Genomic DNA, 20,068 nt, shown 5'->3' on the forward strand with positions numbered 1-20,068 from the left:
CCGCGTGCATCAGAAAGCTGTTAACGATATTAAACGCGATGCTGCGAGATAATAGGCAATGGGTGACAAATTAATCATCACCCATTGACTTTAAACACAGCTGCTCTCCCTTGGGGAGAGGGTTAGGGTGAGGGGAAACCCCATCATTGATTTTAAAAGGAAAAACCATGAAACCATTACTGCTTAAGCAAGCGTTACCAGAACTGCTGCAAATCGGCAGCGTCAGCAATCTGGGGGCAACGGTCGTTGCCGGTGAACCTAACGTTGGTGTGGCGATGATTTTCGGTGAACCGTCAGACAACCTGAACTGCGGTGTCTTTAGCTGCACCCGCGGCGCGTTCGTGATGGAGTATCCATTTAATGAACATGCCACCGTATGGGAAGGCAGCGCCACGCTGACCAACGAAAACACCGGTGAATCGGTGCATTATCAAGCCGGTGATTCCTGGTTTGTGGAAAAAGGCACCCCGGTACGCTGGGAAATTACCTCCGATCGCTTTGTTAAGCACTATCTGGCGATTGTCGAAGGCTAACGCTGTAAGAGGGCGATGCGATGACTGACATTACACTGTTGCCACAGGTGACGGCATTTCTGGGCCGCGATCATGGCCACTACATTAACGGCCGGTTACTGAGTGGAACAGGAACGGAACGTTTTGCGGTGGTTAACCCGGCCACCGGGCAGGCGATTGCTCAGGTTATGGAAGGTGGGCAGGAAGAGGTTGATGCCGCGATGCAGGCGGCGTTTGCTGCTTTCCACGGTGCTTGGGCGCAGGTTTCGCCAATGGAGCGTGGCAACTGCCTGACGCGCCTGGCCGACCTGTTACAGGCGCACCGTGAAGAGTTGGCGCAGTTAGAAAGCCTGTGCTCCGGCAAAACCATTCAACTGGCGCGGGGCCTGGAAATTGATATGGCCGCGCAGTTCCTGCGTTACTTTGCCGGTTGGTCGAGCAAAATCAGTGGGGAAACGCTTAACGTTTCATTACCTTCTTTCCGAGGTGAACAGTACACCGCTTTCACCCGGCGTGAACCTTTGGGCGTGGTGGTGGGGATTATTCCGTGGAATTTCTCCATCATGATCGCCATCTGGAAACTGGCCGCGGCGCTGACCTGCGGCTGTACGGTAGTATTAAAACCCAGTGAGTACACGCCGCTGACCATGTTGCGGGTGGCCGAACTGGCAAAAGAAGCGGGGATCCCGGATGGTGCGCTGAACGTGGTGAACGGTTCCGGTGCGCGCTTGGGTCCGGCGCTGATCGCTCATCCACATTGTGCCAAGGTGACTTTTACCGGTTCGGTGCCGACGGGCATTGCCGTAGGTAAAGCGGCCATGGAGCAGGGGATTGTGCGCACCACGCTGGAGTTGGGGGGCAAAAATGGCGCGGCGTTTCTGGCCGATGTTTCAGTCGATAAGATGGTCGACGGTATCATCGAAGCGGGTTATCTGAATCAGGGGCAGATCTGCGCCGCGGCCGAGCGTTTTTACCTGCCCGCCAGCCATATTGATGAAGTGCTGGAAAAGCTGGCGCAGCGTTTGGGGGCGATGAAGGTCGGTTCATCACTGGATGAAACCACCGAAGTGGGGCCGCTGGCCAACGAAGCGCATTATCGCAAGGTGTTGGGCCTGTTCGATCGGGCGCGTGCCGAAGGCAGCCAGATTGTCTGCGGTGGCCATGCGCTTGCGGGCCCCGGTTTCTTTGTGGCCCCGACGGCGATCCGCGCTACTGGCCCAAACGATCTGCTGATGCGGGAAGAAACCTTCGGCCCGGTGGGCACTTTCCTGGCCTATGACGACGAAGAGCAGATGATCGCCATGATGAACGACTCGCCTTACGGCCTGGCGGCCAGCCTGTGGACCAACGATCTCAGCAAGGCGATGCGCATGATCCCACGGATCGAAGCCGGTACGGTGTGGATCAACATGCACACCTTCCTCGATCCGGCATTGCCGTTCGGCGGGGTGAAATCGTCAGGGATCGGGCGCGAGTTTGGCAGCGCGTTTATCGAACATTACACCGAGCTGAAATCGGTGATGATGAGGTACTAAACATACCCGTCGTCTTGCAAGCCGCAGTGTTGTTGGCTGCGTGCGCGAACCCCAGGCACTTACCTAAGTAAGCTCCTGGGGATTAACACCCTTGCCGCCTAGCTGCAACTTGAAATCCATAGGGTATTCTGGGATGGGGGGAGGATTAATCCTCATCAAAGCCGGAATTAAACAGCTCAATCACCGCCGCCAGGGCCTGTTGTTCTTCCGGCCCGGTAGCTTCGATTTCGATCTGGCGGCCTTGGGCGGAATCCAGCATCAGCAGCGCTATGACGCTGCTGGCTTCCGCTTCGGTGCCGCTGTCATTACGCAGCAGCACTTCGGCGTCAAAACTCTGCACCAGTTCAAACAGCTTCATCGCTGGCCGGGCATGCATGCCCAGCCGGTTTTTGATTTCTACCGTTTGCTTGACCGTCATTGCTTGCGTTTTTCCAGGGTACGGTGGCGTGATTGCACGTTCTTGCCGCGTGAGCGGAAATAATCTGCCAACTGTTCGGCCACATACACCGAACGGTGTTTACCACCGGTACAGCCGATAGCCACGGTCAGATAGCTGCGGTTGTTGGTTTCCAGCATCGGCAGCCAAAGCTCCAGATAGCTGCGCGTCTGGTAGATAAAGTTATGCACTTCGGTATGGCGATCGAGGAACGAGGCGACCGGTCTATCCAGGCCGGTCATCGGGCGCAATTTCGGATCCCAGTGCGGGTTCGGCAGGAAGCGCACGTCAAACACATAGTCGGCATCAATAGGAATACCGTGTTTGAAGCCGAAGGACTCGAACACCATGGTCAATTCGCGTTCGCGTTTACCCAGCAGGCGGGTACGCAGCATTTCTGCCAGTTCGTGCACCGACATCTCTGATGTGTCGATGATCAGATCGGCGCGTGAACGCAAAGGTTCCAGCAAATCGCTTTCTTCATCAATCGCGCTTTCCAGCGACAGATTTTTGGCAGAAAGCGGGTGGAGGCGACGGGTGTCACTGTAGCGACGGATCAGGGTATTGCGATCGGCATCAAGGAACAGCAGTTGCGGTGAAAAACTCTCGGGCAACTGGGTCATGGCGTATTCGAATACTTCCGGTGATTCCGGCATGTTACGCACGTCGATGCTCACCGCCGCAGAGGTATTGCGTTCGGCCAGCGTCTGAGCAAGCTGCGGCAACAGGACCACCGGCAGGTTATCAACGCAGTAAAAACCCATATCTTCCAGCGCCCGTAGGGCGACAGACTTCCCTGAACCGGAACGGCCGCTGACAATCATCAGCACCATGTGGCAACTCCCCCTGGCATATCAATGGCGTTTATCGCCACCGTTAGGATCTTTATTATCCAGGCCGCAGCCTGGATGCATTATCAGTAAAACACTAGCTTTTTCATGGCTGAAAGTCACGCCAACTCGCGATTACTCGGTGATAATCTGGTAGAGCTCTTCATCGGTCTGTGCCGCGCGCAGGCGGCGGCAGACGGTTTTGTCTGCCAGCCGTTTGGCGACCAGCGACAGGGTATGCAAATGTGTTTTGCACTGATCGGCGGGTACCAGTAAGGCAAACAGCAGGTCGACCGGCTGGTTATCAATGGCGTCAAAGGCGATGGGTTGTTCCAGACGGATAAACACGCCAACGGCACGCAGGGTGTCCTCTTCCAGTTTGCCATGGGGGATCGCGATACCGTTGCCGATACCGGTGCTGCCCATGCGTTCACGGGTGAGAACGGCATCAAACACCACCTGCGACGGCAGGTTGAGCTGTTTAGCGGCCAATTCGCTGATAATTTCCAACGCCCGTTTCTTGCTGGTGCAGTGTACCGAGCTCTTGGTGCACTCGATGTTTAACACCGAGCTTAATTGCATTATTTCGTTGTTCATCTCATCTTCACTTAAAAAACTCTCATTAAGCGCTTTACCGGGCTTTTTGCCGCCAGCCAGTGAGGCGCTAAGTGGCTGGCAAACTGTCTGCTCCGATGACGCCTGATGAATCGCTTTTTTCGCCGGTTTAACCCTGATGGCGGGTCGGCGCGCCCCTTTCAGGGGGGACGCGCCGACGTTGCCTGGTAGCCAATGGACTACAATTTGAGCGGCGTTCGCTGAGGCGATCGCGGCCCGAATGTCAGTGCTGCTTTAGTTTGTCTTTATGTTTGTTCAATTGACGCGCCAGTTTATCGATCAGGCAGTCAATCGCGGCATACATATCCTCTTTTTCCGAGGTGGCGTGCAACTCGCCTCCATTCACGTGCACCGTTGCTTCTGCAATCTGCTGCACTTTTTCCACACTGAGAACGACATACACCTGATTAATGCGATCAAAATACTGTTCGAGTTTGGCGAACTTATTGTTCACGAACTCACGCATTGGTTCAGTGATTTCGATGTGGTGTCCGGTAATGTTGAGCTGCATAATGTCTTCCTTCTCTATAGAGGTCAAATCAACTGTTTGCGCTGATTTGACGGCGGGATGGACAAAGACTCTCGGTACTTGGCAACGGTGCGCCGTGCCACCATGATCCCCTGATCGGAAAGCATCGTGGCCAGCTTGCTGTCGCTAAGCGGCTTGGCGGGGTTTTCCGCCGTAATCAATTTCTTCACCAACGCCCGGATCGCCGTAGAGGAGGCTTCGCCACCGCTGTCGGTATTCACATGGCTGGAGAAGAAATACTTCAATTCGAAAATACCACGCGGGCTGTGCAGGAACTTCTGCGTCGTCACGCGCGAGATCGTCGATTCGTGCATCTCCACGGCCTGGGCGATATCGGCCAGCACCATGGGTTTCATAAACTCTTCCCCCTGTTCAAAGAAATCTTCCTGCTGCTCGACAATGCAGCGGGTAACTTTGAGCAGAGTATCATTACGGCTTTCCAGGCTTTTGATCAGCCACTTTGCTTCCTGCAGGTTGCTGCGAATAAACTGGCCGTCGGCATCGTTGCGCACGTTATTGCCGAGCGCGGCATACTGCTGGTTGATCTTCAGGCGCGGGATGCTGTCAGTATTGAGTTCAACCTGCCATTTACCTTGCACCTTACGCACCAGGACATCCGGGATCACATACTCGGATTCACCGGTATTGATCGACTGACCAGGGCGCGGATCGAGCGACTGGATCAGCAGCATCGCTTCTTTCAGTGTATCTTCTTTTGAGCGGGTTGTTCGCATCAGGCTGCGAAAGTCGTGATTGGCCAGCAAATCCAGGTGCTCACTGACGATCAGGTGCGCCTCCGCCAGATAAGGCGTGTCTTTGGCGTATTGGGAAAGCTGGATCAGCAGGCAATCACGCAGATCGCGCGCCGCCACGCCGATAGGATCGAAGCGCTGTACGCGTTTCAAGACTGCTTCGACTTCATCCATGGTGACATTGTCGTCACCGATGCTTTCCAGAATGTCTTCCAGCGGCACGGTGAGATAGCCGGTATCATCAACGGCATCGACGATCGAGGTGGCAATCGCTGCATCGGTATCGGAAAACGGCGTTAAATCCACTTGCCACATCAGATAGTCCTGCAGCGTCTGGGTGGTTTCTCCCTGGTAGACCGGCAATTCGTCATCGCTGTAATCGATGCTGCTGCCGGAGGGGGTACCTGCCGTGTAGATCTCATCCCAGGTGGCATCCAGAGGCAGCTCTTCGGGCATATCCTTCTGTTCCAGCGCCTCACGGGTGTCCAGCGCTTCGGTCTCCGGGCGTTCTTCGGTATCAATTTCTTCGTGCAGGTCGGTTTGTTCAAGCAGTGGGTTGCTTTCTAACGCCAGTTGGATTTCCTGCTGGAGCTCAAGCGTGGACAGCTGCAACAGGCGTATCGCCTGCTGTAGCTGGGGAGTCATCGCCAATTGTTGGCTGAGCCTGAGTTGCAAACCTTGCTTCATAATCTTCAGGTTACTTCCGTTAGCTAGAACCTAGAGGCGGAATTCTTCGCCCAGATAAACGCGTTTCACTTGCTCATCCGCCAGAATAGCATCTGGTGTGCCATGGGCAATCAATTTGCCTTGGCTGACGATGTAGGCGCGTTCACACACGTCCAGCGTTTCGCGCACGTTGTGGTCAGTGATTAATACCCCCAGACCGCTGTCACGCAGGTGCTCGATGATTTTCTTGATATCGATAACGGAAATCGGGTCAACCCCGGCAAAGGGTTCATCCAGCAGGATGAATTTCGGGTTGGCGGCCAGCGCACGGGCAATTTCCACGCGGCGGCGTTCACCACCGGACAGCGACTGGCCCATGTTGTTGCGCAGATGGGAAATATGGAATTCCTCCATCAGTTCGACGGCGCGATCGGCACGCTGCTCGCTGGTGAGATCGTCACGGATCTCCAGCACCGCCATCAGGTTGTCGTAAACGCTCAGGCGACGGAAGATCGAGGCTTCCTGCGGCAGATAGCCGATACCCCGGCGCGCACGGGCATGCAGCGGCAGAATACTGATGTCTTCTTCATCGATGGCGATACGCCCGGCATCGCGCTGAACGATACCCACCACCATATAGAACGTGGTGGTCTTACCGGCGCCGTTGGGGCCCAGCAGGCCGACGATTTCGCCAGATTTCACTTTCAGGCTGACGTCTTCGACGACTTTGCGGCCTTTATAGGCTTTCGCCAGATTTTCTGCGATGAGTGTTGCCATAAGGGATTAGTTACTCTTCTTTTGAGCGTTTTTGTCTTGCAACTGTGAGGGCACCAGGACCGTTGTCACACGGTTGCCTTTATCGCTGAACGCCTGCATCTGCTGCTGCTGCACCAGATAAGTGATGCGATCGCCCTGCACATTGCTGTCAAGCTGTTCCAGGTAAGCATTACCGGTGAGCGTGACCAATTGGGTTGCGACGTCATAGCGGACTTTCTGCGCATGGCCTTTCACCGGTTTGCCGTTGTCCTGCATCTGGTAGAACGTGACCGGATTACCAAAGGCTTCAATATAGGTCTTGTTCTGATCGCCATCGGGGCGTGTGACGACCACTTTATCGGCTTTGATCTCGATGGTGCCTTGTCTGATCACCACGTCGTCAGTAAAGGTGCTGACGTTGCTCTGCATGTCGAGCGACTGTTTCAGCGAATTGATATTCACTGGCTGATCGGCGTCGGATTTCAACGCCAGAACCGGAGTGCTGGCGGTCAAAACGAGGCTGGCGATCAATAGATTACGGAGTTGTTTTTTGGTTCTGAATTTCATAGTTGGTCTTGACCTTATCAATCAGCTCAGCGGTTTTGTCCCGCAGGTTCCCACGCATTTTCATGCCGTTAGAAGTAAAGTTCGTCCCGAACAGGGTCACTTCATCATCGGAGTAAACATCCTGCGTGACCAGATTAACCCGAGCGTTGTCCGTTTTGATTTTTTCTAGCTGCGAGGTGGTGGTCAGGCTGTTCACCTCAACGTGACCGTAGAGATACAGCATACGATCCTTGGTCAGCTTGGCGCGATCGGCGCGTACCGACCACGTGGCCACCGCATCATCATTAAACAGCGTCATTACCGGCCGGGTGAACCAGCTTAATTCATCGGCGGTGTAATATTTCACCTCTTCAGCCACCAGTTTATAGTTCAGTTTACCGGTTGGGCTGTACACCACCGTCACCGTATGCTGACTCTGATAGGTCGGATCTTGGTGATTGATCGGTGCCGAGCTGCTTTCATCGCTGAAATCAGCCATATTCCAGCCGATCAGCGCCAGTACGATCACCGCCAGTATCAGGGTGATCCAAAGTTTGGTTTTACTCATATCGACAGCCCTTTGGCCCCTTCCAGCTTGTTCTGAGCCAAAAGAATAATGTCACACAGTTCACGCACGGCACCACGTCCACCGGCAATGCGCGTAACGTAATGAGCCCGCGGCGTCAGCAGCGGGTGCGCATCCGCCACGGCGACCGCCAGACCCACTTCAGCCATCACCGGCCAGTCGATCAGATCGTCGCCGATATAGGCCACGTGATCGGGTGTTAACGACAGTTTATCTAACAGTTCACGGAAGGCCAAAAGCTTATCGGATTGCCCTTGATACAGATGGGTGATATCCAAGGTTTTTGCCCGATCTTCCAGCAGCTTGGCTGAACGGCCGGTGATGATGGCGACTTCGATGCCAGAGGTTTTCAGGCAGCGGATGCCGTAACCATCGCGCACATTGAAGGCTTTCAGCTCTTCACCCTGGTTGCCCATGTAGATCAGGCCATCTGACAGCACGCCGTCCACATCACAAATCAGCAGGCGGATCTTTCCTGCTCGTGCCATCACGTCTTCAGTTACCGGCCCGTAGCAGGTTTCAACCAGACTCATTCATTGGGTTCCTTTCATTAGACAACGCCGGCACGCAGCATGTCATGCATATGTACCACACCCAGCAACTGGTCGCCATCAGCAACCAGCACGACGGTGATATGGCGTTGCTGCATCAGATTGAGCGCATCGACCGCCAGCATGTTCGGACGCACGCGAATGCCTCCTGGCGTCATCACATCGGCGATTTTGGCGTTATTGAGATCGATACCCATGTCGAATACCCGGCGTAAGTCACCGTCGGTGAAGATCCCGGCGATTTTCATCAGATCGTTGCAGATCACGGTCATGCCGAGATTTTTGCGGGTGATCTCCAGCAGGGCATCGCGCAGAGAGGCGTCGGCGCTCACCTGCGGGATCTCATCGCCTCTGTGCATGATGTCGCTGACGCGCAGCAGCAGGCGGCGACCCAGCGCTCCGCCAGGGTGCGACAGGGCAAAATCTTCCGGTGTAAAACCGCGTGCTTTCAGCAGTGCCACCGCCAAAGCATCACCCATCACCAGCGTGGCGGTGGTGCTGGTGGTGGGAGCCAGACCAAGCGGGCAGGCTTCCTGCGGCACCTTGATGCACAGGTGCACTTCCGCCGCTTTGCCCATTGAGCTTTCCGGGTTGTTGGTCAGGCAAATCAGTGGGATCTGCTGGCGTTTCAGCACCGGGATCAGCGCCAGAATCTCATTGGATTCACCGGAGTTGGAGATGGCCAACACAATGTCCTGCGCTGACACCATGCCCAGATCGCCGTGGCTGGCCTCTGCCGGGTGTACGAAAAATGCCGGGGTGCCGGTGCTGGCCAGCGTGGCGGCAATCTTGCAGCCGATATGGCCGGATTTGCCGATGCCCATCACCACGACTTTGCCACAGCAGGCGGCGATCATTTCGCAGGCGCGGGTGAAGTCGGCGTTGATGTACTGATCTAGCTGGGCCAGGCCTGCACGCTCAATCTGGAGCACTTCCTTGCCTGCTTGCTGAAAATCAAAGCCCGGTTGCCACTGAATGTTCGACATACTCATTCCCATCACTTAGCCAAAAAACGTGCTGAAAGGGTTAAACAACAACACCGCAAGATACGCAATAAAGCCACATAATAACAGAGCACCCGCCAGATGGCCGATACGATGTTTACGCCTGAGGCACAAGGCGCTGAGCAGGATGCTGGCTGCCAGCATCACCCAGTAATCGCGCTGGAAGGCGGCAGGATCGATCCTGCCCGGCGATAGCAGCGCGGGGATACCCAGGACGATCACCAGGTTAAAAATGTTGGAGCCGATGATATTACCAATCGCCATATCATCTTCACCCTTTAGTGCTCCGGCAATGGTGGTGGCCAGTTCGGGCAGGCTGGTGCCGATGGCAATAATCGTCAGGCCGACCACCAGTTCACTCAGGGCGAAGTAATGGGCGATCACCGTGGCGTTGTCGATGATCATCTTCGAAGAGAGCGGCAGGATGATAAATGCCAGCACCAGCCACAGTATGGCCACGGTGTTGCTGCTGTCCTGTGGCAGTTCGGCGAGTTGCTCCATGGTCAGGCTGTCATTGCCTTCGCGCTGGGCCTGCCGGGCGATTTTCAGCATCAGCAGAATAAACCCGGTGGCGGCAGCCAGCAGCAGCACACCGTCCAGCCTGCTGAGGCTGTTGTCCATCAGCACAAAACCGCATATCAAGGTGACAGCCAACATCAGCGGCAGTTCGCGCCGCAGGATGTCAGAACGCGCTGCCAAAGGGTGGATCAGCGCAGCAACCCCCAGGATCAATAAAATATTGGCGATGTTGGAACCCAATACGTTGCCAACGGCCATATCGGTCTGGCCGTTCAGCGCCGCAGTGACCGAGACGATCAGCTCCGGCAGGGAAGTGCCAATACCGACAATGGTCATACCGATAATCAGCGGCGGTACGCCCAAAGAGCGGCTAATCACCGCCGCACCATAAACTAATCGATCCGCTCCATACACCAGTAAAAATAAACCAACGATTAACAATACTATCGCGAGAAACATGCAGGGTCCTTTATTAGGTATAATGCCCCTGGTTTTTCAGGTTGCAGTGTCGTGGGTTGTACACGTTCACCCCGCTGGTGGGGCACGGACTTACCGCCTGGCTACAACGTGAAATCCATTGGGTATTATCCCGGTTCGTTGGTAAAGCCGAAATTCGGCCATCTTGCTTGCCCATCGTTGTGCAAAGTTAAGCTGCAGCAACGGATTTTCCCGGTTAAAAGTTGAACAATTTCATTTTTTTGCGTTATTTCTTAATTTTGACTGCCTGAAGCTTAAAAGTAAAACCAATGGCATCATTGGTAGCAAAATGGCGGTGAGTTTTTGTAAAGATGAGACGCATTGCGTCTGTTGCTTTAACATCACGGATAGATTTAGAGCCTGCCCAATCACCCTCATTAAGGCTGGCCCTTAGCAAGAGCGACCGGTAAAGGATCAATAAACATGCACCAGAAGGCAGATAATCTGGTCGAAGTGCGCGGTATGAGCTTCTCTCGCGGCGATCGGCTGATATTTGAAGACATCAATCTGACGGTTCCCCGCGGCAAGGTGACGGCGATTATGGGGCCGTCGGGGATTGGGAAAACCACGCTATTACGCCTGATCGGTGGTCAGTTAGCGCCGGATCGCGGCGAGATTTGGTTTGATGGTGATAATATTCCCGCCTTATCGCGCCATCAGCTGTATGAATCGCGCAAGAAGATGAGCATGCTGTTCCAATCGGGAGCGCTGTTCACCGATCTGACGGTGTTTGAAAACGTGGCTTTTCCGCTGCGTGAACACAGCCGCCTGCCGGAGCCAATCCTGCGCAGCACGGTGCTGATGAAGCTTGAAGCCGTGGGGCTGCGCGGTGCCGCTGAGCTGATGCCAAACGAGCTTTCTGGCGGGATGGCACGGCGTGCCGCACTGGCGCGGGCGATTGCGCTGGATCCGGCGTTGATCATGTTCGACGAGCCCTTTGTCGGCCAGGATCCCATTACGATGGGCGTATTGGTGAAGCTGATTGATGAGCTGAATCATGCGCTGGGTATAACTTGCATCGTGGTTTCACATGATGTGCCAGAGGTATTGAGCATTGCTGATTACGCCTATATCGTGGCGGATCACCATGTGATTGCCGAGGGTACGGCAGCACAGTTGCAGAACAATCCTGATGCACGCGTGCGTCAGTTTCTGGATGGTATTGCCGACGGGCCGGTACCCTTCCGCTATCCGGCCAGTGATTATCAGACTGAGCTTCTAAGGAATGGGAGTAAATAATTTCATGTTTTTACAGGCGTTAGCGTCGTTAGGGCGCCGTGGCATCAACACCAGCGCCGCTTTTGGGCGCGCCGGGCTGATGCTGTTCCATGCGCTGATCGGGCGCCCGGAACCGCATAAGCAGTGGCCGCTGCTGATCAGGCAACTTTACAGCGTGGGTGTGCAGTCGCTATTGATCATCATGGTGTCCGGCGTGTTTATCGGCATGGTTCTGGGGCTGCAAGGGTACATTGTTCTGACCACCTACAGCGCAGAAGCCAGCCTTGGCATGATGGTGGCGCTGTCGCTGCTGCGTGAGCTGGGGCCGGTCGTGACCGCCCTGCTGTTTGCCGGCCGTGCCGGTTCTGCCTTGACCGCCGAGATCGGCTTGATGAAAGCCACAGAACAGCTCTCCAGCCTGGAAATGATGGCGGTCGATCCGCTGCGGCGCATCGTAGCTCCGCGTTTCTGGGCGGGGTTAATCAGTATGCCGCTGCTGACGATCATTTTTGTGGCTGTCGGGATCTGGGGGGGCTCGGTAGTAGGCGTGGACTGGAAAGGGATCGATAGCGGTTTCTTCTGGTCGGCGATGCAAGGGGCGGTTGAATGGCGCAAGGATTTGCTCAACTGCCTGATTAAGAGCGTGGTATTTGCCATTACCGTGACCTGGATTGCGATCTTCAACGGCTACGATGCGGTGCCGACTTCTGAAGGGATTAGCCGGGCAACGACAAGGACCGTGGTACATTCGTCACTGGCGGTGTTGGGATTGGATTTTGTGCTGACTGCACTGATGTTTGGGAATTGATTCGATGCAAACGAAGAAGAGTGAAATCTGGGTTGGGGCGTTCATGCTGATTGCACTTTGTGCCATCGTCTTCCTCTGCCTGCAGGTGGCAAATATTAAGTCGATCGGTAATGAGCCGACTTACCGTATCTATGCCACCTTCGATAATATCGGTGGCTTGAAAGCGCGTTCTCCGGTGAAGATCGGTGGGGTGGTGATTGGCCGGGTGGCAGAGATCTCGCTCGATCCAAAAACCTACACGCCGCGTGTGGCGCTGGATATTCAGAGTAAATATAACCAGATACCAGACACCAGTTCACTGGCGGTGCGTACCTCCGGCCTGCTGGGGGAACAATATCTGGCGTTGAACATCGGTTTTGAAGATCCTGATATGGGCACCACCATTCTGAAAGATGGCGGAACCCTTCAGGACACCAAGTCAGCCATGGTGCTGGAAGATTTGATCGGCCAGTTCCTGTACAAGAGTGGCAGCCAGGACAGTGCGGGCAAACCGGCGGCTGCGGCACCGGCAGCCGATGCTGCTCCACAACCTGCCCCAAGTCATTAATAGAGGAAGCCTGCATGTTTAAACGTTTACTGATGGTGGCTCTGCTGGTGGTTGCTCCGCTAGCGTCTGCGGTTGATCAGACCAATCCTTACAGCCTGATGCAGGATGCCGCGGATAAAACCTTCGCGCGTCTGAAAACCGAACAGCCGAAAATCAAACAGGATCCCAACTACCTGCGCACCATCGTGCATGAGGAATTGATGCCGTTTGTGCAAGTGAAATACGCCGGTGCGCTGGTATTGGGCCGTTACTACAAAGAGGCTACTCCGGCACAGCGTGAGGCTTATTTTGCCGCTTTCCAGGCTTATCTGGAGCAGGCGTACGGCCAAGCTCTGGCGATGTATCATGGCCAGACTTATCAGATTGAACCGGCGCAGCCCCTGGGAGATGCCGACATTATCGCCATTCGTGTGACTATCACCGATAACGCGGGCCGCCCACCGGTGCGCTTGGACTTCCAATGGCGTAAAAACAGCAAGACCGGCTATTGGCAGGCGTATGACATGATTGCCGAAGGCGTCAGCATGATCACCACCAAGCAGAATGAGTGGGCATCGACTCTGCGTACCAAAGGGGTTGATGGTCTGACTCAACAGTTGCTGGTTGCGGCGCAGCAACCAATCACCTTGGATCAGAAAAACTGATGGCCGAAGCATTAAGCTGGGAATCACAACCGCCAATCCTGATCTTGCGCGGCGAACTGACGCGCGAAACCCTGCTGCCACTGTGGCAACAGCGTGAGGCACTGGTGGCGGATAAAGCCATCGTGGACGTGGCTCAGTTGCAGCGCGTTGACTCCTCCGGCCTGGCATTGCTGCTGCATTTGCGCGAACAGCAGCGCCAGCGGGGAGTCGAGTTAAAAATTTCTGGCGTGACAGAGCGGTTGCAAACGCTGATTGCGCTTTACAATCTGCAAGCGATAATGCCTGCAGATACCGTCGCTTAGCCGTGCTTTAGGCTGGTTTTATGTTGAAAGCCCCTGTTGCCCAGGGGCTTTTTCTTTAGTTTAAGAAAGCGTCGGATTCCACTAAGATACTAGGTTGATAACGATCCTTTTGATACAGAACTGGATACTATGGAAAATAGCGAAATTAAAGACGTGCTGATGCGAGCATTGGTGCTGGATGAAGTCCATGTTACCGGTGATGGTAGCCACTTTCAGGTGATTGCGGTGGGGGAATTGTTCGCCACTCTGAGCCGTGTCAAAAAACAGCAGACTGTCTATGCGCCGCTGATGGAATACATCGCGGATAACCGCATTCATGCCCTGTCGATCAAAACATTCACGCCAGAAGAGTGGCTGCGGGATCGCAAGCTCAACGGATTTTAAGGCTGTTTGCCCTGTCAGGCAGGCAGCTCAGAACAAATAACAGAGAATATAGTCAAATGGATAAATTTCGTGTGCAGGGTCCGAGCCGCCTCAGCGGTGAAGTGACCATTTCCGGGGCGAAGAATGCTGCCCTGCCGATTCTGTTTGCCGCCTTGTTGGCGGAAGAGCCTGTCGAGTTGCAGAATGTCCCGAAGCTGAAGGACATTGACACTACCATCAAATTACTCAACCAGTTAGGCACCAAAATCGAGCGTAATGGCTCGGTGTTTGTTGATGCCAGCGAGGTCAACGAGTTCTGTGCGCCATACGAACTGGTGAAAACCATGCGTGCATCCATCTGGGCTCTGGGGCCATTGGTGGCGCGTTTTGGTCGTGGTCAGGTTTCGCTGCCCGGTGGTTGCGCCATCGGTGCGCGCCCGGTTGATTTGCACATTACCGGCCTGGAACAACTGGGCGCAGAAATCAAACTGGAAGAGGGCTACGTCAAGGCTTCCGTGGATGGGCGCTTAAAAGGCGCACACATCGTGATGGATAAGGTCAGCGTAGGTGCTACCGTGACGATCATGAGCGCGGCAACGCTGGCAACGGGCACCACGATCATTGAGAACGCCGCACGCGAGCCGGAAATTGTCGATACCGCCAATTTCCTCAACACGCTGGGTGCCAAAATCAGCGGTGCAGGCACCGACCGCATCACTATTGAAGGCGTCGAGCGCCTGGGTGGCGGCGTTTATCGCGTGCTGCCAGACCGTATCGAAACCGGTACTTTCCTGGTGGCAGCGGCAGTTTCCGGTGGCAAGGTTCTGTGCCGTAATACGCGCCCGGATACGTTGGATGCGGTGCTGGCCAAGCTACGTGAAGCTGGTGCTGATATTGAAGTGGGGGCCGACTGGATCAGCCTGGATATGCATGGCAAGCGCCCGAAAGCGGTGACCGTGCGTACTGCTCCACACCCAGGGTTCCCTACCGATATGCAGGCGCAGTTCAGCCTGTTGAACCTGGTGGCAGAAGGCACTGGCGTTATTACCGAAACCATCTTCGAAAACCGCTTTATGCACGTGCCTGAGCTGATTCGTATGGGCGCACATGCGGAGATCGAGAGCAACACCGTGATTTGCCACGGTGTCGAGCAGCTTTCTGGTGCACAAGTGATGGCTACGGATCTGCGTGCATCCGCTTGTCTGGTGCTGGCTGGCTGTATTGCCGAGGGCGTGACGATGGTGGATCGTATCTATCACATCGATCGTGGCTACGAAGGTATTGAAAACAAACTGCGTGCGCTGGGTGCCAATATCGAGCGGGTAAAAGACGCATAAGGCTGCGTTTGGCCTAGAAAATGAGAGCCCGGGAAACCGGGCTTTTAGCTATTATCTTCCGGGAACTCACCCACCGTCATTTTCAGCGTCAGGCGTTGACCTTCACGCAGTACCACAACCGGGATCTCAGTCCCTGGGCGAATTTCAGCCACCTGATCCATGGTTTCCAACACGGCCACGGCCGGTTTGTTATCAACGTTGATGATGATGTCGTTGATATGAAACCCTGCGTTGGCGGCTGGCCCATTGGGCGTGAGTTCGGTGACGATAATGCCTTGCAGACGATCGATGCCGCTATTAGAAGTGCGCACCGGAATAATCTCTTTCCCCTGAATACCAAAGTAACCGCGGATCACTCGGCCATCGCGGATCAGCTTATCCATGATCTTGGTTGCCAGCGCCGTTGGAATAGCGAAGCCTAACCCTTCCGGTGTTTCCCCATCGGTCACCTTGTCATAAGTCAGGGTATTGATGCCCATCAGTTCACCCAGTGAATTGACCAGCGCACCGCCGGAGTTGCCACGGTTGATCGAGGCATCGGTTTGCAGGAAGGTTTGCCGCCCGGTGGTGCTCAGGCTGATGCGGCCGGTGGCACTGATAATCCCCTGAGTTACGGTTTGCCCCAGGTTGTAAGGGTTGCCGATCGCCAGCACCACATCGCCGATATGCGCCGGGCGTTGGGTATTGATCGGGATCACCGGCAGGTTGCCGGGATCGATTTTCAGCACCGCCAAATCGGTCAGGCTATCGGAACCCACCAGCAGTGCCTCATAACGGCGGCCATCCTGCAGCACCACGGTAATCAGTTGGGAATCTTTGATCACATGGCGATTGGTAATGATGTAGCCGCGATCGTTCATGATCACACCGGAACCTAACGACAGCACGTTGGTGGTGCCACTCATGTTGCGGTTATAGATATTCACCACCGCAGGCGCTGCGCGGCGCACGCCGGTATTGTAGCTGGCAGGGGTTTCGTCGCTGGTGTTTCCAGGTTTGCTGGCGAAAATATTACTGGAAGAGCGCAGCACGGGCAGGGCAACCAACAACAGGCCGGCGACAATCAAACCAATAACAACTGAACGCAAAAGCTTAGCAAACATGGGGTTTTAATATGCGAAATGGATGGTAAATGGAGGATAGCATGAGTTAACCGGGGGCAGTATGTTACCGCACCCGGTTTTGAGACAAATTAACGCATTAACAGATAAATGTTTTCATTGCCGCGCATGATGCTCAATGCCGTAACGGCTGGCTTGGTGTCGAGCAGTTTGCGCAATGCCGCGATGTCCTCAATCCGCTCACGGTTGACACCGATGATCACATCCCCTTTCTGCAGGCCAATCTGCGCGGCCGGAGTGCCTTTCTCGACGTTCTCAATCTTCACGCCTTTCTCACCGCCTGGCAGAGCCCCGTTACTGAGAGATGCCCCTTGCAGCGCAGGAGAGAGCGTCTCGGCATTGGTAGAAGCGCTTTCGCTGTTTTCCAGGGTGACCGACACTTCCATCGGTTTACCCTCACGCAGCAGACCCACTTTAATGGTGGTACCTGGTGCAGTGGTGCCGACTTTGGCGCGTAGCTCAGCAAAACTGCTGATCGGCTTGCCTTCAATAGAAACCAGAATGTCACCGGCTTTGATACCCGCTTTGGCGGCGGCAGATTTTGGCAACACTTCGCTGACGAAGGCACCGCGTTGCACGTCGGTATTAAAGGCTTTCCCCATATCGGCGGTCATTTCACTGCCTTTGATGCCCAACAGGCCGCGTTTAACTTCACCAAACTCAATCAATTGCTTACTCAGGCTCTGTGCCATGTTGCTGGGGATCGCGAAACCGATACCGATATTGCCCCCGCCAGGAGCCAGAATTGCGGTGTTGATACCGATCAGTTCACCGTTGAGGTTAACCAGCGCACCGCCGGAATTACCACGGTTGATGGAGGCATCGGTCTGGATGAAGTTTTCCAGCCCTTCCAGGCTCAGGCCGCTGCGGCCTAAGGCAGAGATAATGCCGGAGGTTGCCGTTTGGCCGAGGCCGAAGGGGTTACCAACGGCGACGGCGAAGTCACCCACGCGCAGTTTGTCGGAATCTGCCACTTTTACCGCAGTCAGATTTTTTGCACCGCTGACCTGCAACAGGGCAATGTCGGATTGCTCATCACGGCCAAGCAGCTTGGCCTCATATTCACGGCCATCGTTAAGCTGGATGCTGATTTTGTCGGCGTTGCTGATGACGTGGTTGTTGGTCAGGATATAACCTTTTTCCGCATCAATAATCACACCGGAGCCCAAGCCTTCAAAAGGACGCGAGCTTTGCCGCTGTGATGGCATGTTGGGGCCAAAGAAGAATTTAAACTCTTCCGGCAATTGCTGCTGGCGTTGTACCTGGGTGCCTTCCACACGCACGCTTACCACGGCGGGCAGGACTTTTTCCAGCATCGGTGCCAGGCTTGGCAGCGGTTGCCCCTCAACGGCAACCGGCATGGCTGCGTTGGCTACGGGTGCAGAAGCCAGCGTTAGACTCATGCTCATTGCTAACGCGCTAAGAATTAATGATTTTTTCTTCATTGATAATAACTCTCTCAATACCTGCCGGTGAAATTCTCATGATAAAGCAATAGCGATACCCATGTAAGACTGTGAATTTGCGTGAAAAGTTCACTTAATCATCAGTAGAAAGAATAGCGCAGATGCAGGGGGGTAAGGCGTGGAGAAGATCAACAAACCCGTGGGGTGAACCACGGGTTTGCATTAGAGAAATTAATCGCGACGTGGCGTTGTGCCACGCAGCAGACCAGATGCCCCTTCAGAATAGTCACGCGGCATTTCTACCGGGGCCTGATCGTTATCGGCTTCCACTTCAGTCAGACGATAACGGAACGGATTGTCTTGGAGCGGCAGGTCCGGCAGCAGGTTGTTGGAACTTTTCGCCATATGCTGATAGAGCAGGCGATAGTCGCGCGCCATGTTATCCAACAGTTCGGCACTGCGGGCAAAGTGGCCAACCAGTTCCTGACGGTATTCCTCGAGCTCGGTTTTGCTTTTATCCAACTCGCTTTGCAGCTCTTGTTGTTGACGTAATTTACGGTTACCAAAACGCATCGCTACCGCACCAATCACGATACCGACAACCAAACCAATCAGCGCATACTCCCAGGTCATGATGACTCCTATTGTGACTTCGTTGTTCCGCAGGGATTTTTCACTTAATAATGTTCACTATAACCGTTAACCTTGTCTGAGTGGAATCCTGATAAACCGTTACCGAACGTTTGCCGGGTTTTTTCTCCGGCCACAGCGTGGGTAAATGTGGCGATCAGGGGGCGAAGCAGCCGCGAAACGCCGCGAAAATTTGCAAAATAAATTCTCAGAATTCTTAGGGATCTTCGAATAAATGCAGGCACAGTCACCGTTATCACGCTACCAGCAGGCGCTGGATGCGGGGGAATACCAGGCCGATGCGGTTCAGCGTCAGGCCGTTACGCAGTTGGATCAGATCTATCAGGCGTTGCTGCAGGTACCGGATCAAGGTGCAACGACGGGCGGTTTACGCGGCAAGCTCAGCCGACTGTGGGGCAAAAACAGCGCAACGCTGAACCCGCGCCCGGTGCAGGGATTGTATATGTGGGGCGGCGTTGGCCGTGGCAAAACCTGGCTGATGGATCTGTTTTTCCACAGTTTGCCGGGCGAGCGCAAGCTGCGGCTGCATTTCCACCGTTTTATGCTGCGGGTGCACGAAGAACTGACCGAATTGCAGGGCCATGAAAATCCGCTGGAGATCGTAGCCGATGGCTTCAAAGCACAGGCCGATGTGTTGTGCTTTGATGAATTTTTCGTTTCGGATATCACCGACGCGATGCTGTTGGCAACGCTGTTGCAGGCGCTGTTTGCGCGCGGGATCACGCTGGTGGCCACGTCCAATATCCTGCCGGACAACCTCTATCATAACGGTTTGCAGCGGGCGCGATTCCTGCCCGCCATCGCGTTGATCAAAGAATATTGTGACGTGATGAACGTTGATGCCGGTATTGATTATCGCTTGCGCACCTTGACACAGGCGCACCTGTATCTGACGCCACTCACCCCACAGACGCAAAGCGCGATGGACCAGATCTTTTTGAAGCTGGCCGGCAGAGCGGGTGAAGATGCGCCGGTGCTGCAGATCAACCATCGGCCATTAGCGACGATCCGCGCGGTAGAAGGGGTGTTGGCGGTGGATTTCCACACGCTGTGCGAGGATGCGCGCAGCCAGTTGGATTATATTGCGCTGTCGCGCCTGTATCACAGCGTAATGCTGTATAACGTGCGCATTATGGGGCCGCTGAAGGAGAATACCGCCCGCCGCTTTCTGGCACTGGTGGATGAATTCTATGAACGCCACGTCAAGCTGGTGATTACCGCCGAGGCATCGATGTTCGAGATTTATCAGGGTGAGCGGCTGAAGTTCGAATTCCAGCGCTGTTTGTCGCGTTTGCAGGAAATGCAGAGTGAAGAGTATCTGAAGCTGCCTCACTTGCCATAAATCGCGGTTTGCCTC

The 20,068-nt window shown here is 54.7% G+C and carries 24 protein-coding genes; 10 read left to right on the forward strand and 14 right to left on the reverse strand.

The genetic code is table 11. The annotated features are described in order from the left end of the window. Positions 1-167 precede the first annotated feature (167 nt). Positions 168-533: a cupin domain-containing protein gene (locus WG891_RS09660; RefSeq protein ID WP_337262721.1), complete on the forward strand. Its 366-nt coding sequence runs from the start codon at positions 168-170 to the stop codon at positions 531-533. 20 nt (positions 534-553) lie between these two features. Then, positions 554-2,047, forward strand: coding sequence for an aldehyde dehydrogenase family protein (locus WG891_RS09665; protein ID WP_337262720.1), 1,494 nt, complete (start codon positions 554-556; stop codon positions 2,045-2,047). Positions 2,048-2,192: 145 nt separating this feature from the next. Here WG891_RS09665 and npr read toward each other — a convergent pair whose 3' ends face one another. From npr to WG891_RS09720, 11 genes are all read right to left on the reverse strand, one after another. Further along, the gene (gene npr, locus WG891_RS09670) at positions 2,193-2,465 is read right to left on the reverse strand and encodes a PTS phosphocarrier protein NPr (protein WP_037397501.1); all 273 of its coding nucleotides are present in this window, start codon (positions 2,463-2,465) and stop codon (positions 2,193-2,195) included. Next, positions 2,462-3,316 carry an RNase adapter RapZ gene (rapZ, locus tag WG891_RS09675; RefSeq protein WP_076941805.1) on the reverse strand — a complete coding sequence of 285 codons (855 nt, stop codon included), beginning with the start codon at positions 3,314-3,316 and terminating at the stop codon, positions 2,462-2,464. Before rapZ ends, npr begins: the two co-directional genes overlap by 4 nt. Before the next feature lie 132 nt (positions 3,317-3,448). Continuing rightward, a complete protein-coding gene (gene ptsN, locus WG891_RS09680; RefSeq protein WP_337262719.1) occupies positions 3,449-3,910 on the reverse strand; it encodes a PTS IIA-like nitrogen regulatory protein PtsN in 462 nt (153 codons plus the stop codon). A 241-nt stretch (positions 3,911-4,151) separates the two neighbouring features. Next, complete coding sequence (hpf, locus tag WG891_RS09685; RefSeq protein WP_337262718.1) at positions 4,152-4,439, reverse strand: ribosome hibernation promoting factor; 288 nt, start codon at positions 4,437-4,439, stop codon at positions 4,152-4,154. Positions 4,440-4,462: 23 nt separating this feature from the next. Then, complete coding sequence (gene rpoN, locus WG891_RS09690; protein ID WP_337262717.1) at positions 4,463-5,896, reverse strand: RNA polymerase factor sigma-54; 1,434 nt, start codon at positions 5,894-5,896, stop codon at positions 4,463-4,465. 30 nt (positions 5,897-5,926) lie between these two features. Continuing rightward, the gene (gene lptB / locus WG891_RS09695) at positions 5,927-6,652 is read right to left on the reverse strand and encodes an LPS export ABC transporter ATP-binding protein (RefSeq protein ID WP_337262716.1); all 726 of its coding nucleotides are present in this window, start codon (positions 6,650-6,652) and stop codon (positions 5,927-5,929) included. A 6-nt stretch (positions 6,653-6,658) separates the two neighbouring features. Next, positions 6,659-7,198: a lipopolysaccharide ABC transporter substrate-binding protein LptA gene (gene lptA / locus WG891_RS09700; protein ID WP_337262715.1), complete on the reverse strand. Its 540-nt coding sequence runs from the start codon at positions 7,196-7,198 to the stop codon at positions 6,659-6,661. Beyond that, positions 7,167-7,745: an LPS export ABC transporter periplasmic protein LptC gene (gene lptC / locus WG891_RS09705; protein ID WP_337262714.1), complete on the reverse strand. Its 579-nt coding sequence runs from the start codon at positions 7,743-7,745 to the stop codon at positions 7,167-7,169. Before lptC ends, lptA begins: the two co-directional genes overlap by 32 nt. Further along, a complete protein-coding gene (gene kdsC / locus WG891_RS09710) occupies positions 7,742-8,296 on the reverse strand; it encodes a 3-deoxy-manno-octulosonate-8-phosphatase KdsC (protein ID WP_337262713.1) in 555 nt (184 codons plus the stop codon). The genes lptC and kdsC overlap by 4 nt, the downstream gene beginning before the upstream one ends. A gap of 17 nt (positions 8,297-8,313) precedes the next feature. Beyond that, on the reverse strand, positions 8,314-9,300 hold the full coding sequence (gene kdsD, locus WG891_RS09715; RefSeq protein ID WP_337262712.1) for an arabinose-5-phosphate isomerase KdsD: 987 nt from the start codon (positions 9,298-9,300) through the stop codon (positions 8,314-8,316). A 15-nt stretch (positions 9,301-9,315) separates the two neighbouring features. Next, positions 9,316-10,296, reverse strand: a complete 981-nt coding sequence (locus tag WG891_RS09720; protein ID WP_337262711.1) for a calcium/sodium antiporter — start codon at positions 10,294-10,296, stop codon at positions 9,316-9,318. A 441-nt stretch (positions 10,297-10,737) separates the two neighbouring features. On the opposite strand from WG891_RS09720, the gene mlaF reads away from it, so the two are divergent. From mlaF to murA, 7 genes are all read left to right on the forward strand, one after another. Beyond that, the gene (gene mlaF / locus WG891_RS09725) at positions 10,738-11,553 is read left to right on the forward strand and encodes a phospholipid ABC transporter ATP-binding protein MlaF (protein ID WP_337262710.1); all 816 of its coding nucleotides are present in this window, start codon (positions 10,738-10,740) and stop codon (positions 11,551-11,553) included. Positions 11,554-11,557: 4 nt separating this feature from the next. Beyond that, positions 11,558-12,340, forward strand: coding sequence for a lipid asymmetry maintenance ABC transporter permease subunit MlaE (gene mlaE, locus WG891_RS09730; protein WP_076941814.1), 783 nt, complete (start codon positions 11,558-11,560; stop codon positions 12,338-12,340). A 4-nt stretch (positions 12,341-12,344) separates the two neighbouring features. Next, on the forward strand, positions 12,345-12,887 hold the full coding sequence (mlaD, locus tag WG891_RS09735) for an outer membrane lipid asymmetry maintenance protein MlaD (RefSeq protein ID WP_076941815.1): 543 nt from the start codon (positions 12,345-12,347) through the stop codon (positions 12,885-12,887). 14 nt (positions 12,888-12,901) lie between these two features. After that, positions 12,902-13,531 carry a phospholipid-binding protein MlaC gene (gene mlaC, locus WG891_RS09740; protein ID WP_337262709.1) on the forward strand — a complete coding sequence of 210 codons (630 nt, stop codon included), beginning with the start codon at positions 12,902-12,904 and terminating at the stop codon, positions 13,529-13,531. Beyond that, complete coding sequence (gene mlaB / locus WG891_RS09745; protein ID WP_076941817.1) at positions 13,531-13,833, forward strand: lipid asymmetry maintenance protein MlaB; 303 nt, start codon at positions 13,531-13,533, stop codon at positions 13,831-13,833. Before mlaC ends, mlaB begins: the two co-directional genes overlap by 1 nt. A gap of 129 nt (positions 13,834-13,962) precedes the next feature. After that, complete coding sequence (ibaG, locus tag WG891_RS09750; RefSeq protein WP_337262708.1) at positions 13,963-14,217, forward strand: BolA family iron metabolism protein IbaG; 255 nt, start codon at positions 13,963-13,965, stop codon at positions 14,215-14,217. Between the two features lie 56 nt (positions 14,218-14,273). Continuing rightward, positions 14,274-15,533: a UDP-N-acetylglucosamine 1-carboxyvinyltransferase gene (murA, locus tag WG891_RS09755; protein ID WP_337262707.1), complete on the forward strand. Its 1,260-nt coding sequence runs from the start codon at positions 14,274-14,276 to the stop codon at positions 15,531-15,533. A 44-nt stretch (positions 15,534-15,577) separates the two neighbouring features. On the opposite strand, the gene degS is transcribed toward murA, so the two are convergent. From degS to zapG, 3 genes are all read right to left on the reverse strand, one after another. After that, on the reverse strand, positions 15,578-16,636 hold the full coding sequence (degS, locus tag WG891_RS09760) for an outer membrane-stress sensor serine endopeptidase DegS (RefSeq protein WP_337262706.1): 1,059 nt from the start codon (positions 16,634-16,636) through the stop codon (positions 15,578-15,580). A gap of 89 nt (positions 16,637-16,725) precedes the next feature. Continuing rightward, entirely contained in the window at positions 16,726-18,099 is a 1,374-nt protein-coding gene (degQ, locus tag WG891_RS09765) for a serine endoprotease DegQ (RefSeq protein ID WP_076941821.1), read from the reverse strand. 192 nt (positions 18,100-18,291) lie between these two features. Next, positions 18,292-18,693, reverse strand: a complete 402-nt coding sequence (gene zapG, locus WG891_RS09770) for a Z-ring associated protein ZapG (RefSeq protein ID WP_076941822.1) — start codon at positions 18,691-18,693, stop codon at positions 18,292-18,294. Between the two features lie 232 nt (positions 18,694-18,925). Here zapG and zapE point away from each other — a divergent pair, with 232 nt between their 5' ends. Continuing rightward, a complete protein-coding gene (gene zapE, locus WG891_RS09775) occupies positions 18,926-20,053 on the forward strand; it encodes a cell division protein ZapE (RefSeq protein WP_337262705.1) in 1,128 nt (375 codons plus the stop codon). The last annotated feature ends 15 nt before the right edge of the window (positions 20,054-20,068 follow it).

Origin of the sequence: Serratia sp. MMO-28, assembly GCF_037199905.1 — a bacterium.
Lineage (GTDB): Bacteria > Pseudomonadota > Gammaproteobacteria > Enterobacterales > Enterobacteriaceae > Chania > Chania oryzae.